The sequence below is a fragment of the Paraburkholderia rhizosphaerae genome (assembly GCF_004366595.1).
GTDB classification, from domain to species: Bacteria; Pseudomonadota; Gammaproteobacteria; order Burkholderiales; family Burkholderiaceae; genus Paraburkholderia; species Paraburkholderia rhizosphaerae.
This window is the reverse complement of record NZ_SORE01000018.1, coordinates 60446-73525: the sequence shown is the minus strand read 5'-3', so window position 1 is coordinate 73525 and position 13080 is coordinate 60446. Positions and strand designations below refer to the sequence as shown.

12 protein-coding genes and 1 pseudogene are annotated in these 13080 nt (G+C 62.7%); 4 read left to right on the top strand and 9 right to left on the bottom strand.

The window, feature by feature from the left end:
* Positions 1-96: 96 nt before the first annotated feature.
* From BX592_RS34540 to BX592_RS22250, 7 genes and pseudogenes are all read right to left on the bottom strand, one after another.
* Positions 97-537: pseudogene (locus BX592_RS34540) on the bottom strand (hypothetical protein); the annotation flags it as partial.
* An 834-nt stretch (positions 538-1371) separates the two neighbouring features.
* Positions 1372-2160 carry an enoyl-CoA hydratase/isomerase family protein gene (locus BX592_RS22275; RefSeq protein ID WP_134194570.1) on the bottom strand — a complete coding sequence of 263 codons (789 nt, stop codon included), beginning with the start codon at positions 2158-2160 and terminating at the stop codon, positions 1372-1374.
* Positions 2161-2175: 15 nt separating this feature from the next.
* Entirely contained in the window at positions 2176-3072 is an 897-nt protein-coding gene (locus BX592_RS22270; RefSeq protein ID WP_243849672.1) for an alpha/beta hydrolase, read from the bottom strand.
* Between the two features lie 57 nt (positions 3073-3129).
* The gene (locus tag BX592_RS22265; RefSeq protein WP_208327952.1) at positions 3130-3621 is read right to left on the bottom strand and encodes a YybH family protein; all 492 of its coding nucleotides are present in this window, start codon (positions 3619-3621) and stop codon (positions 3130-3132) included.
* 55 nt (positions 3622-3676) lie between these two features.
* Entirely contained in the window at positions 3677-4204 is a 528-nt protein-coding gene (locus BX592_RS22260) for a hypothetical protein (protein ID WP_134194566.1), read from the bottom strand.
* A 305-nt stretch (positions 4205-4509) separates the two neighbouring features.
* On the bottom strand, positions 4510-5106 hold the full coding sequence (locus BX592_RS22255; RefSeq protein WP_134194564.1) for a helix-turn-helix domain-containing protein: 597 nt from the start codon (positions 5104-5106) through the stop codon (positions 4510-4512).
* Positions 5103-5759, bottom strand: coding sequence for a DsbA family protein (locus tag BX592_RS22250; protein ID WP_134194562.1), 657 nt, complete (start codon positions 5757-5759; stop codon positions 5103-5105). Before BX592_RS22250 ends, BX592_RS22255 begins: the two co-directional genes overlap by 4 nt.
* A gap of 547 nt (positions 5760-6306) precedes the next feature.
* On the opposite strand from BX592_RS22250, the gene BX592_RS22245 reads away from it, so the two are divergent.
* Positions 6307-7659 carry an MFS transporter gene (locus BX592_RS22245; protein WP_134194560.1) on the top strand — a complete coding sequence of 451 codons (1353 nt, stop codon included), beginning with the start codon at positions 6307-6309 and terminating at the stop codon, positions 7657-7659.
* A gap of 113 nt (positions 7660-7772) precedes the next feature.
* Here BX592_RS22245 and BX592_RS22240 read toward each other — a convergent pair whose 3' ends face one another.
* The gene (locus BX592_RS22240; RefSeq protein WP_243849671.1) at positions 7773-8705 is read right to left on the bottom strand and encodes a LysR family transcriptional regulator; all 933 of its coding nucleotides are present in this window, start codon (positions 8703-8705) and stop codon (positions 7773-7775) included.
* 126 nt (positions 8706-8831) lie between these two features.
* Between BX592_RS22240 and BX592_RS33945 the strand changes: the two genes are divergently transcribed.
* From BX592_RS33945 to BX592_RS22230, 3 genes are read left to right on the top strand one after another with little or no spacing between them, the layout of a single operon-like run.
* A complete protein-coding gene (locus tag BX592_RS33945; protein ID WP_166676423.1) occupies positions 8832-9083 on the top strand; it encodes a hypothetical protein in 252 nt (83 codons plus the stop codon).
* Positions 9071-10435 (top strand): ATP-grasp domain-containing protein, encoded by a 1365-nt coding sequence (locus tag BX592_RS22235; protein ID WP_166676422.1) that lies wholly within the window; start codon positions 9071-9073, stop codon positions 10433-10435. The genes BX592_RS33945 and BX592_RS22235 overlap by 13 nt, the downstream gene beginning before the upstream one ends.
* The gene (locus BX592_RS22230; protein WP_134194556.1) at positions 10432-11349 is read left to right on the top strand and encodes a hypothetical protein; all 918 of its coding nucleotides are present in this window, start codon (positions 10432-10434) and stop codon (positions 11347-11349) included. The genes BX592_RS22235 and BX592_RS22230 overlap by 4 nt, the downstream gene beginning before the upstream one ends.
* Positions 11350-11607: 258 nt before the next feature.
* Here the strand turns inward: BX592_RS22230 and BX592_RS22225 are convergent, their stop codons facing one another.
* Complete coding sequence (locus BX592_RS22225) at positions 11608-12960, bottom strand: epoxide hydrolase family protein (protein ID WP_134194554.1); 1353 nt, start codon at positions 12958-12960, stop codon at positions 11608-11610.
* Positions 12961-13080 lie beyond the last annotated feature (120 nt).

Genomic DNA, 13080 nt, shown 5'->3' with positions numbered 1-13080 from the left:
TGAAGCGAACGAAGCGATGAACGGAACGCAAACGCGTGGCGAGCACCGCGCATCGATGACGGAGTTCCGGTCGATGTGATCGTCCCGTGTTGCCGGTTACTGCTGCGCGGCCGCCGGCGCGACGCTCGCGCGTACACGGTACAGCAGTGAAGGATCCTGGTTGACGATTTGCCAGCTGACCCATTGACCCGACGGCACGATCAGTCCCGGATGGATCGCGTGCACCTGGCTTGGCTGTGGCGGCAGCTTGCAACCGCTCCGGGTCATGCGAGCGGTGTCGCTCTCGACGGTTTCGTGCGCGTCGATCGCGAGCACCGGGCCGCTCGGGTCCACCCGCAGCGGCGTGACCGTGATGGTGCGCTGCAGGTCGATGCTGCCCGCGGGTTCGTTCTTGCAGCCGACGTTATGCGTGACCACCTTGTGATGCCGGTTCGTCCGGGTCTGCCCGACCGCGCTCGTGCCATCGAATGAGTCGATTTGCTGACCGTTGCGGATCACCTGCAGCGTCCAGTTCACGACGGGTTGTGCGCCCGGTTGTGCGCCGGCTTGTTCGCCTGGTCGTGCGCCGGGTTGTGCATAAGGCTGCGGCGCCGGCGCGGGTTCTGCATACGGCTGTGGCGCCGGGGTCGGCTGCGGGTGCGGCGGCTGCGGTACCGGCGCTGGCTCTGCATACGGCTGTGGCACGGGCGCGGGTTGTGTGTGGGGCTGCGGTGCCGGCGAGGGTGCTGCATAGGGCTGAGGTGTGGGCGCGGGCTCCTCGGGTTGCGGCGTCGGCACCGGCAGGATCGGGGGCGTTCGCTGCACGGTAGGCGGCGCAGGCGTCTTTGGAGTGGGCTCATGCGCACGCTTTTGCGCGGGCTTGCGAGCCGGTTTTTCAGCGGGTTTCTGCGCACGCTTTTCAGCGGGTTTTTCGGCGGGCGTTCCAACGGGCTTTTCAGCGGCCTTTTCCGCTGGTTTTTCAACCGGCTTTTCGACAGGCTTACCCGCGGCCTTTTCTTCAGGTTTTTCAACCGGCTTTTCAGCAGGCTGCTGCGACTGAGCGGGCCGGGGTGCCGACGCGGAAGGATGCAGCGGAACGGCGTGTATCACCGGTGGCGACGCCGGAGCCGCAGGCTGCGAGGCGGGCGCCTCAGGCCGCACCACACCTTGTACCTGCGTCTGCGCGCGCGCCGGCACGAATGCGGCGGCAGCGGCGGCCAAAGCCGCGGCGAGGCAGTGCTTCCACAACATCATGTCGGCAGGCTCCATGCACGCGTATTGCAGACGTGTTGCACAACGCGTGCCCGGAAGTTGGTTCGATAGGTCCGCCGTGTCGTGGACGCTCAGCGTTCGACAACATGTATGGTCGCGGCAAATGCTTTGCGCGCGGGGCTAGCGGCCTTTGAATTCGACAGCAGGCCGTGGCTTTCCCGCGTTGGCGGCCTTGATAGCGGAGGTGAGCCCGACCTTCGCGTCCTCCGTATCAAAGAGCGGCATCGCAATGTCGAACAGCGCGTCATCTGCCGCATCGACGCCGCCGGTAGCCCAGCTGCGAAGCAGTGCCTTGTGTGCAGCATGGGCTCGCGTCGGGCCCTTGGCCAATTTCAAAGCGAAAGCATTGGCCTGCTCAAGCAAGTCGCGGTCCGGCACGACGCGATTCACGACGCCAAACCGCTCCATCGTGTCCGCTCGCACCGGTTCTGACGTGAACGCCCATTCAGCGGCAAGGAATCGACCCGCTTGCTGCGCTACCCGATAGATTCCGCCCAGCATCGTTGCGATTCCCAGCGTCTGCTCGGGATGGCCGAATCGGGCAGATTCGCCGGCGAAGACGATGTCGGCGCGAAGCGCGAGTTCCAGACCGCCACCGAAGCACAGTCCTTGAACAGCCGCGATAACGGGAAGCGGTAGGCGCTCGAAGCGGTTGAACGCGCTCAGGTAACGCTCGAACAGCGACCGTAGTTCTGCGTTCGACATCCCGTCCCATGGAAGGATGTCGCCACCGAAACTGAAATCAGGCCCGTCGGCGCGCAGCAGGACGGCGCGAGCATCGCTGCGGCTTATGGCTGTCAAAACCTCTTGCAGTTCGCCGATCATCTGCTCGGCGAGACGATTCTGCGGTGGGTTATCGAGGCTGATGGTCGCGACCTGGTTTGAGACGTCTAAAAACAGATGAGACATGTGCGCCTCCGTGGGCTATGAAAGATGTTCGCGGAACCAGTCGACCGCAGCGGTACTGGACTCGCGGAAATACTTCGCGTAGCCGTCGAAGTGTCCGCCGGGGAACATCACGAGGCGCTTCGGCTGCAACGCCTTTTCATAGGCGGCTAGCGCGAGATCGGTGACGGTGATCGTGTCGTAGGTCGCCACGACCATCAGCAGCGGCGTTGGCGACACCCGCGAAATCCACGCGCCCGGCTCGTACATTCGAGCGGCCCGGGTCGAACGCAGGGTGACCGTGTTTTCCCAGGTGCCTTCGGGGACCGGCTGCAGGTAGAAGTCCATCGCGTCGTTCGTGCGATACGCGGCCGGCACGCCCGCATCGACACTGACGATGGCCTGTCGCATCGGTGGCTCTCCCCGGGCCTGCGCGCGCTCGTCGTTGGTAAATGCTTGCTCGATCGACGCGGTCAATTCGGGTGGAATCCGCCGTAGCCCCTGCTCGTAGCCGCTGATGGTCGGCACTTGCGCGACCACGCAGCGAAGACGGCGATCGGTCGCGCCCAGCACGAGCGCGTGGCCGCCGGCGTAGCTGGTACCCCATAGGCCGATCCGCGCGGGGTCGACTCCTTCACACGATTCGAGAAACGAAAGTGCGCGCCGCCAGTCGGCAATCTGCCGCCATGGATCAATGTCGTGCCTTGGTTCGCCTTCGCTCGCGCCGAACCCTCTGTGATCGTGAAGCAACACGATGAAACCGGCGTCGGCGAACGCACGGGCAAAACCCTCAATGCCATGCTCCCGGGTACCCGCATATCCGTGCGCCATCGAGATCGCGGGCCGGAGCGTGCCATTGCTGGACGGCACGAACAGCCAGGCCCGCAGTCTGACGCCTCCGTCTGCTTCAAACTCAACATCCAGTCGCTGCACCATGGACACTTCTCCTTGCTTCTTCGGGTGGGGTGAATGACGGTGGCGCGAAGCGTCACGTTACTGCGTCGGCACGGGAACAATGACTGAGATCCTCCAACCGTCGGGCGTACGGATCGCGATTTCGTTGACGAGAAACTGAAACACGGCTGCCGGCTGGCCGATAGCGCCGGCTGTGATTCGAACCGGTGCGTAGATGTGCGCGACATCCGGGCCAAGCGGGATCACGCGGATCGCATCTTCATCGGGTTCGAATCGCCACGTGCCGGTGAAGACTTTGCGGAAGTGAGCCAGCACCGCGTCACGGCCCCAGAACGTGTAGGCGCGCGCCACGAAGTTGACGGGGTCCGGTTGTCCAGCCGGTGCGCGCGCGAGCACCGACTCGATCACCTCGATGTCGTGAGCCGTTTCACCCGCCGCCTGTCGCAAGAAAAGCGCGCGGATTTCCCGTAAGTCATCCGGGCTGGCCGAAGCAGCCGGCGATGGACTGACAATGCGCGGTGCCGTCATGCAGAGGCCCGCAAAGAGGGACTTTTTTACGCTGAAGATCATGATCGAGGCTCCTGGTTGATAGATCCGGGCACCGGTGACGCCAATACCGTGCCGCCTAACTCTTTGCCGCGGGCGCCGGCGGCACGGGCAGGATGATCTCCGAAGCGACCTTCCAGTCCTTGCCCACTTTTATCCAGTTGATCAGCAATAGAAACGGCTTGGGTGTGCCGTCCTGGCCCGCGTAGGAAACCGTGATAGTCACGGGCGCGTATGTTTGCGCGACGTCCTTCGTCAGGCCTACCGCCTTGAATTTCGAATAATCCGGTTGAAGGACGACTGGGCCGGACGTGCCGATATCGTGAAGCTTCCGATCGATCGCGTCATTGCCCCAGAATCCCGCCCAGTTCCCTTCAGAAGGGATCGCGCTTTTCGCGACCAGAAGGGCAGCAGGGGATTGCCAGAACATGTCATGTAGCGCCTTGAAGTCGTGGCGATTCGCTAATTGCATCAGGTGGGTAAAGTTCGATCGGATCGTGTCCAGCGTCTTTGCGTCCAACGGGTCTGTGTAGTTAGCCGAAGTAGCTGCAAAAGATTGCGTGGAGACAATCAGTGTGACGACAACCGCCAAAACCATTTTGTGCATGATCAGATCCCGATGCGGAAAGGAAGCGTTGTGTCGGTGCGGCTGGTCCTATGCCGGCCCCATCCCGGTGCTTGCGGTGCGTCGCAGCGAGCACGGATTGATGACTCTCGCGAACAGGAGAGCAGTACACCCGGGCAGCGCGATGTGCATCCGTTACGCGGTGGCTTGGGAATTCGGGTCGGCCGGTGAATATCGTAGCGGTTGCGAGCGCGGCAGCAGTACGGGTTTCGGCGTGCGCTGGTACAAAAATGATGCTTTCTGCAGCCGCTGGAAAAGCGCTGCTCTGATGCCGCGTTTCGCGGAGCCTACTGGTGAGCGAAGGGCCCCGGCGTGCGATCGCCATCGAGGTGCAGGCGCTGCCAGGCCTTCGGGCTAAGCCCGGTCAGTCGCTTGAACCATCGTCCCAGATGGGATTGATCGACGAAACCGCACGCGAACGCAATGGCCGGCAACGTAAGACCGCTGTGCAGCAGCATGTCCTGAGCGCGGCTGACCTTGTTTTTGAGCGCCCATCGGTGAGGCGGCAAACCCGTCGACTGCTTGAACTCCCGCGCAAAATGACTCGGCGACAGCCCGCACGCGCGGCCTAGCGCGGTGAGTGTGACCTTGTCATGGTCGCGAATCGATAGCATGGCCTTGGCAAGTTGCAGGTGAGCGGGAGAAAGCCCGCCGCGCACACGGCGCAATGTTCCGGTCGCGTGAGTGCGCACGTAGCCGTCGAGGACATAGCTGTGAATGGTTCGCGTAGTGAGATCGAAGAACAGCGCGGCCGACGTGCCGCATGGCTTCCCGTCCGCTGCATGGCCTTGCGCCGCTTGCACCTGAACGGTCAGGAACGAAGGCTTGGCGGCGACCGGCGTGGGTCGCTCGAATACGGCGTGGTCGACTCCTTCAACGATCATCGAAGGTCGGTCGCGGGCGCGTCGGCAAGCAGCCGGTCCAGCGCAGCCGTCATGTGCTCGACTGGCGCGACGCCACGCACGACCACGGGAGGCGTCATTTTCGCCGCATCGCCGGTGCGCGACAGCATGACGAACGGCAGCCCCGTTATGCCGAGTCGACCGGCCATTGCTTCGTCATGCTCGATAGCGGTCTGGAATCGCTGTGCGGTTAAGGACGCGGCCAGCTCCGTGCGATCGACGCCATATTCGTTCGCTATATCCAGCAGCACGTCCGCATTGCCGATATCTCTCCCGTCCTCGAAATACGCTTTAAAAATCGCACGATGCACGGCGTCGAAACGACCTGCCGCGCGGCTGAAAAAAGCGGTCTCGAATGCAAGCCGGCTGCGTGGCGCAACCGGAGGCAGCTTCACCTTCACATTGCGTTCGGCGGCAAGCGGGTAGACCGCGTTGAGCCAGATGCGGGTGATGTATTCACCGTCAGGCTCGATGAGCGGGATGGGGGTGGGGCGCAGCTCGAACGCGTGCCACTCGATCACGAGCGGCACGCGGGATTCCTCGATGAACCGGTCGAGCACACCCATCTGCAGATAGCAGAACGGGCACACATAGTCTGTCCAGCAATCCAAACGAACGGTTGGCAACGCAGTCATGCGAAGAGCGCCTTATTATTCCGCGAGAGCGGGGAACGATAATACATTCCGCTTAATGTTGCATAGCGCATGTTCTATCCGGTCTGGTACAAAAATGCTGCTCATCCGGCCATGTTTTGTCGAGTTCGCCCGCTTGTTGCTGAATAACCGCGATACGACGTTCGCGCACGGTCCCGGGCGACTGGAAACTCAGTCCTGACAAACCGAAAGCAGGTCAAAACTCCCGAATAAAAAAGTAATCCTGATAAGTATCTTTCGTCTTTTTTCATGAGTGCTTTCACGAGCGCTTTCAATGCTCATTAATCGCCGCATTAAGCGGCGAACTCGTGCGCTTAGCCAATGAAGCTGTTAATCTCCAGCGCAGGAGACAACCCGCAACCGCTACGTTTGCCTGATGTGCGGAACGGCTCACGCCGCCGATTCGACCACCAGGCATCGCTTTGCGCCTGGGCGACGAAGCTCGCGCCACGGCCGAACCCCGTCTCAAACAATCGAAGCGTAAGCTCGAGCCCCGCGAAATCCATAGCACTCTGATTGAGATCAGCGTATGAATCTTTTATCTTCCGCGACACAAGAATTGCCTCGTGTAGACGACGTTGAATCGGATGAAGCGGCAAAGACATATCGAAAGGTTGCGTGGCGCCTTATTCCGTTTCTGTTTCTGTGCTACGTCGTCGCCTATCTCGACCGGACCAACATCGGCTTCGCCCAATTGCAGATGAAACAGGCGCTTGGCTTTAGCGATGCCGTGTACGGCCTGGGCGCGGGGGTGTTCTTTATCGGCTACGCGCTCTTCGAGGTGCCGTCCAACCTGATCCTGACACGCATCGGCGCGCGTGCGACGCTGACGCGGATATTGATCCCGTGGGGCCTCGTGTCGATTGCGATGGTTTACGTGTCCAGTCCCGCGATCTTCTACGTGATGCGTTTTCTTCTAGGCGCATTCGAGGCCGGCCTTGTTCCCGGCGCACTCTTTCTGTTGACCCAGTGGTTTCCGCAGAGGCGTCGCGGCGGCGTCATCGCACTGTTTATGCTGGGCATGCCGATCTCGGGTCTGCTCGGCGGCCCGCTCGCGGGATGGGCGATGGACAGCTTGCAGGGCGTGTTCGGTCTGGCTGGGTGGCAATGGCTGTTCGTGGTCGAAGGCATCCCTGCGGTTGTGCTGGGGATCGTGTGCACGCTGTTGCTTACCGACTCTCCGGCCAAAGCCAAATGGCTTTCGCGGACCGAGCGGGACGTGATCACCGAAGGCCTGCGACCCGAGGTGGAAAGCGCGGTCCACGCGAAGTCTCACAACTTCCTGCAGGCCGTGCGCGACCCGAACCTGTACATACTGACTGCCGCGTACTTCACCTGCATCTGCGGCGTGTATGTGGTTGGCTTCTGGTTGCCCAGCGTGCTGAAAAACGCGGGTATTCGCGACGTATTCTCGATCGGCCTTTATTCGATGATCCCGTTCGGTGCCAGCGCGATCGGCATGGTGATCATCTGCCGCCACGCGGACAAGCGCCTCGAGGGACGCTGGCATCTGGCGATTTGCGCGGTCGTCGGCGCGGCGATGCTATGCCTGATTCCGTTAGTCGAACATAGCCTTGCGCTTTCGCTCGTGGTGCTCAGCATCGGCACGACGGCGATCTATGTGACGCTGCCGCTCTATTGGGTGATCTGCTCGACCTATTTTGCCGGGACCGATGCGATGGCCGGCAGCCTTGCGTTGACGAACAGCATTGGCCTGATCGGCGGCCTTGTCAGTCCGGTCATCGTCGGATGGCTGAAGACGACGACAGGCAGTCTCGCCAGCGGCCTGTACGCGATTGCGGTGCTGCTGGTGATCGGCGCCGTCGTGCTGTTGACCTGTATCCCGAAAGCGGTGCTGGAGCGCCGCGCCGCATCGCGGTAGCGTGTGCGGGCACGGATGTGCGGGTCGCTGATGTCCGGGAACCGCGAGCGCTTCATGCATGAGCGCCAGCGATGTCGTGACGAGTCCGTCGAACGGCGTATTCGTTTCCAGCTTCAAAACGCGAGCTGTCTGCCCGCGCGCGTAATTTCGCTGACCGCCGGATGCCTGCCGCGCCCGTCGAGCGAAATCGCATACAGATCGTGGCGCACGCCGTCGATCTGACCCACCGGCAGCAGTGCGTATTGCGCGCGCAACGACGCTTCGAGCACCGATGGCGCAACGATCGCGCCTTTGCCCTCTCCGGCGAACGCGATCATCAATGCGCCATCGTCGAACTCGCCGACGATCGGCGGCGCGAGTCCGTTCGAATCGAGCCACGCGTCGAAGCGCGCGGTCAGCACGCTATCCGCACCCGGCAGCAGAATCGGCATCTGCGCGAGACAGGCGGGAAACGCGGCATCGAGATACGGCTTCGCGACGGCCGCTGTCGCAAACACCGACATGCCGGTTGAACCGAGCTTGTCGCTGCGTGCGCGCAGTTGCACGTTGGCCTGCAACGGCGCATCGCACAGCACGACGTCGAGCCGATGCTCGGCGAGCGCACCGACGAGCGCCGCCTGATTGCCTTCGCGGCACACCACGCGCAGGCCGTCACGCGACGACACGGCCGGCTCGATGAGGCGGCACGCGATCGTCTTATGAATCGAATCGGCGATACCGACGCGCAGCACATCGGCGTTGCTGCAAGGCGCGCGCAATTCGCGTTCGAGCTCCGCGCCCAGCGCGAAGATTTTCGCCGCGTAGTCGGCGGCCACGCGCCCGGCATCGGTCAGTTCGACGAGCCGTCCGCGCCGGCGCAGCAACGCGCAACCGACGCGGTCTTCGAGCAGCTTGATCTGGCTGCTCACGGTCTGCGGCGTCAGATGCAGCCGCTGCGACGCGCCGGCAATGCCGCCGAATCTGGCGGTCATCCATAGGTAATACAGGTGCTTGTAGTTCATCCGCTCCACCCGTCCTTCGTCGATACACGATCGATCTGCGCGCACGAGCGCATCCATGCGTGAGTGCATTCGTCACGCGCTGTGAATTGATGAATCGACCTATCGGACGACGCGCCTGCAACGTCTGAATCGCGCACGATGTGTCGATGCCGCGCATCTTATCCGCGCAGAATGAGTCGGAAATTAGCGGCGATAGCGCCCGTCAAACCTGCTTTACCGCCTGCTTTTTTCTTCGCTTCGCAAAGTTTTTTCGAATATTCGAACCGCCGCTTCGCCTTGTACATTGCCGACACGGGCTTTCGAACCTTGCAGGCGACACAACGCAAACATGCGACGCCGTCAATGGACGAGAGCGATCTCATCGCTGGAATCGCCTGTATCGCGCTTCCACATCAGACGGAAACTTCACCATGGCAAGCTTGAGCGGCAAACTTATCCTGATCGTCGACGGCTACTCGACCGGGCGCGAACTCGTGCGCGAACTGAACCAGCGCGGCGCAGTCTGCATTCATCTGCGCTCGACCCAGCAGATTCCACAACTCGCGGCGCCGTGTTTCGACGTGACGCCGTACGCGGCCGATCTGGGCTATCTCGGCACCGAGGACCAGGCGCTCGCACAGTTGCCGCCGGTGCGCTTCGACGCTGTCGTCGCGGGCTCGGAATGGGGTGTCACGTTTGCCGAATCGCTGGCACTCGCGCTTGGTCTGCCGACCAATCGTAGCGATACGCTCAGTGCAAGGCGCAACAAGTTCGACATGATTAACCAGTTGCATGCGCATCGATTGCATGCGGCGCGGCAGGCGCGCATCGTGTCCGCAGCGCAAGCGCACGCATGGGCGCATAGCCACGGCCGCTGGCCGGTCGTCATCAAGCCTTTGCTGAGCGCCGGTTCCGATGGCGTCGTGATCTGCTACGACCATGCCGATATCGATCGCGCGGTTCATGCGGCGCTGTACCGCGATAACCTGCTTGGCGGCTTCAACGATAGCCTCGTCATCCAGTCTTATCTGAGAGGGCCGCAATTCATCGTGAACACGGTGAGCGCGAACGGCAGACATCGGGTCACCGACGCGTGGCATGTCCACTGTCGCAACGTATGCGGCGGCTCGCCCGCGATGTGTTCGATGACGCTGCTCGACCCCGACGCCGAGCTGAGCGTCGCACTGTTCGATTACACGAAGCGCGCGATTAGCGCGCTCGGCATCGAAAACGGCCCCGCCCACAGCGAACTGCGGCTGACCGAAGCAGGCCCGGCGCTAATCGAAACCGGCGCGCGGCTGATGGGCGGCATGATGGATGCGCCCTCATACGCGGTCGCGGGACTGCCGACGCAGGCCAGCTGCTTCGCGGACCGGCTCGTCGCACGAGCCGACAATGTGTTTGCCGAACGTGATGTGTACGAGCGCCGGCGCCATTTCGCGAAAGTGTTCTTCGTGTTTAACGACGGCGGCTATGTTGCGTCGACGGACGGCTTACGCAGACTCGCGAAACTGCCGTCGTTTCATGCGCACTATCGTCGGCTCGAGCGCGGCGCACGCGTGTGGCGAACCTCCGATTCGCTGTTTTGCGGTGGCGTCGTCTACCTGATTCACGACGATCCGGTTCAGATCCGCATGGACATCGCACAGTTTCGCGCATGGGAAGACGCAGGTGCGTTGTATGCGATCGAACCCGAATCCGCGCGTGCATCCGCCGCATCCGAAGCCGCACCGGAACGCGGCAATCGCCCGGAAAGAAAAGTTGCACTCGCAACCGAAGCGGATCGTGCGTCATGACGTCTGCCCATGCGCTGTCGTTTCTTGCCGTGTTTCTGCAATCGGCCGGCAAGGTGATGTACGGCACCTTTCTCGGGATGATCGCGCCCGCGCAATTTCTGCTGATCAGTTTCTGCGTCGTCGCGGGCGTCTTCCTCGTGGTCGCGCGTGGCCGCCTGCCGGCCGGCTCGCGCGCGTCGATCGTATCGGTCAATGTGTGGACGGCCGTCGCATTCATCGGCTTCTTCTTCGCATTGAAGCATTTGTCGCCGGCCGCGGTCGGTGCGATCGAGATCGGTGTCGCGGTGCTGGTGGCGGTCGTGGTTGCAGCGTGGCGCAGAGGGAGCGCGCAATCCGGTGGTCGGCCGGGTGCGGCGAAGTTCGTCGCCTGCGTCGGCATTGTCGGCGGATGCGCGTTGCTCGTTCCGGTGGAACTCGAACGCGCGGCAGCCGCATCGTGGCACACGGTGTTGGCACTTGTCGCGGCCGCGATTGCAGGCGCCGCTTCGACGATGATCATCGGGTCGTTTCGCCGGCTCGCCGATAGCGGCTGGGGTCCGGCCTCGATCCTCGCACACCGGTTCTATCTGACGATCGCGGTGGCGCTGGTCTGGCTCACGTTCGACGGCGGTACCGGCGGCGGCGCTGGTCTGGCGCTTCCCGCGCCCGCGGATGCGCTGTCGATTATCGCGGTCGCGGTGATCGGCGTGATGCTGCCGCTGTTGCTGCTGCAGTTCGCCGTGCGCAAGACCGACGGGTTGACGCTGATGATCTGCATGGCGTTGCAGCCGGTGCTGTCGTTCATGCTGTCGATGCTGTCGCCGGCCTATCAGTGGCAACCGGTCACGCTGGCGGGGACGCTGATCGTGGCCGGTGCGCTGCTTTTCGATGGTTTCGCCGGGCGCGGCAAGCCTGCGCCGGTCGCCGTGCGCTGACGTGATTCGCGTCGCGGCGGGCCCACCGCCTGCGGCGATCCCGCCGTCGCGCGCACGCGTTTGCATCGATCTGTACCTGACGCTCAACCGGGTTGACCAGGCGATTGGCGTCGGGCTCGGGTTTCTGCGAACTCACGGCATCGACTGGCCGCTGCATCCGTCCGATGATGAACCGCGCGCCGAATATGAGCGCGTCGGCCCACGGCTCGCCAGCCGCACGATCGAGGAACTCGCCGATCTTCATTTGCGACGCACCGTTCAGGTCCGCAATGGTCTCAAACCCGCGCGCACTTCATTCGCGAAGATCATTGGCTCTTCCCACGCCGCGAAATGCCCGCCCGTCTCTGGCCTATTGAAGTAAATCAGGTTGTGATATGCGTGCTCGGTCCAGCTCTTCGGCGCCTGATAGTTTTCTCCGGGGAACGCGCTGACCGCGGCGGGTACATTCACATCGGCCGCGAGGAAGAAGTTCGAATGCGACTCCCAGTAGAAGCGCGCGGCCGAAATGCCGGTATTGGTTAGCCAGTAAAGCGTGATGTCGTCGAGCACGTCGTCTCGCGTTAGCGCGCCCGCCGAATGACCGTTGACCGGGTGACCGAGCACGGCCGCGCTCAGCGCCGCGGCGGGCTGGCCGTAACCGTCGCCGTGGTCGAGCAGCCAGCAAGCGAGCCCGACGGGTGAGTCGGCCAGACCGTAGAGCGTTTGCGGCCGCGTACCCATTTCGAGCGCGTAGCCGCGTTTCTTCTTGAAGTTCGCACTCAGTTGCTCGTACGCGTGCTTCTCATCATCCGACAGGCCCGCAGGCGTCGGGTCGCCGGCGACAATGGACTTGAGAATGTCGGCCGGTACCGCAGCGGGGAAGTTCACGTGGATCCCGATCAGCTCAGGCGGGGCCTGTTTGGCCATGATGTTGGTCACGATCCCGCCGAGGTCGCCGCCCTGCGAAGCAAACCTGTCATAGCCAAGCCGCTTCATCAGCACGACCCATGCGCGGGCGGTGCGCTCGGGTCCCCAGCCGGTCGTGGTCGGCTTCGCCGAGAATCCGTAGCCGGGCAACGACGGAATCACGAGGTGAAACGCATCGGAAGCCGGTGCGCCGTGCGCGGTGGGATTGACGAGCGGATCGACGATCTTGAACTGTTCGATGATCGAGCCGGGCCAGCCGTGCGTGACGATCAGCGGCATCGCGTTTTCGTGCTTCGAGCGTAGATGGATGAAGTGAATATCGAGTCCGTCGATCTCGGTCACGAACTGCGGATACGAATTCAAGCGGGCTTCGCATTTGCGCCAGTCGTAACCGGTTGCCCAGTATCGGGCGAGCCCCTGGATCGTCGCGAGCTGAATGCCCTGCGATTCATCGGGCACCGTCTCGCGGTCGGGCCAGCGCGTCGCCTTGATGCGACGCCGCATGTCGATGAGCTGCGCTTCCGGGAAGTGGACACGAAACGGGCGAATTGCGGTGTTGTCGCCGTTTGTGGGTTGCGCGGTTTCGCCGATTGCCGGGTTCGCGTCCGCGAAGGCGAACCGGCTCAGCGAGCCAGCGGCGAGTGCCGCGGCAGCCAGACCGACAAACTGCCGGCGCGATGACGATTGGGGGGCTTGGTTTGACATGACAGATCCGGTTCCGGTCAATGTGTTGCGTTGCGCGTGAATTGAGCTGCATGCAGCCTGACAAATTCGTACATGCTCATCGGTTGGCGGCCGGTTAGCTCGAACAGGTCGTTTATGCAT

Excerpts from the sequence above, each read along its gene's own strand:
- BX592_RS22225 (WP_134194554.1), bottom strand. The coding sequence starts at position 12,960 with ATGTCAAACCAAGCCCCCCAATCGTCATCGCGCCGGCAGTTTGTCGGT.
- BX592_RS22260 (WP_134194566.1), bottom strand. The coding sequence starts at position 4,204 with ATGCACAAAATGGTTTTGGCGGTTGTCGTCACACTGATTGTCTCCACG.
- BX592_RS33945 (WP_166676423.1), top strand. The coding sequence starts at position 8,832 with ATGAGTCGGAAATTAGCGGCGATAGCGCCCGTCAAACCTGCTTTACCG.
- BX592_RS22235 (WP_166676422.1), top strand. The coding sequence starts at position 9,071 with ATGGCAAGCTTGAGCGGCAAACTTATCCTGATCGTCGACGGCTACTCG.
- BX592_RS22265 (WP_208327952.1), bottom strand. The coding sequence starts at position 3,621 with ATGATCTTCAGCGTAAAAAAGTCCCTCTTTGCGGGCCTCTGCATGACG.
- BX592_RS22230 (WP_134194556.1), top strand. The coding sequence starts at position 10,432 with ATGACGTCTGCCCATGCGCTGTCGTTTCTTGCCGTGTTTCTGCAATCG.
- BX592_RS22245 (WP_134194560.1), top strand. The coding sequence starts at position 6,307 with ATGAATCTTTTATCTTCCGCGACACAAGAATTGCCTCGTGTAGACGAC.
- BX592_RS22270 (WP_243849672.1), bottom strand. The coding sequence starts at position 3,072 with ATGGTGCAGCGACTGGATGTTGAGTTTGAAGCAGACGGAGGCGTCAGA.
- BX592_RS22275 (WP_134194570.1), bottom strand. The coding sequence starts at position 2,160 with ATGTCTCATCTGTTTTTAGACGTCTCAAACCAGGTCGCGACCATCAGC.
- BX592_RS22250 (WP_134194562.1), bottom strand. The coding sequence starts at position 5,759 with ATGACTGCGTTGCCAACCGTTCGTTTGGATTGCTGGACAGACTATGTG.
- BX592_RS22255 (WP_134194564.1), bottom strand. The coding sequence starts at position 5,106 with ATGATCGTTGAAGGAGTCGACCACGCCGTATTCGAGCGACCCACGCCG.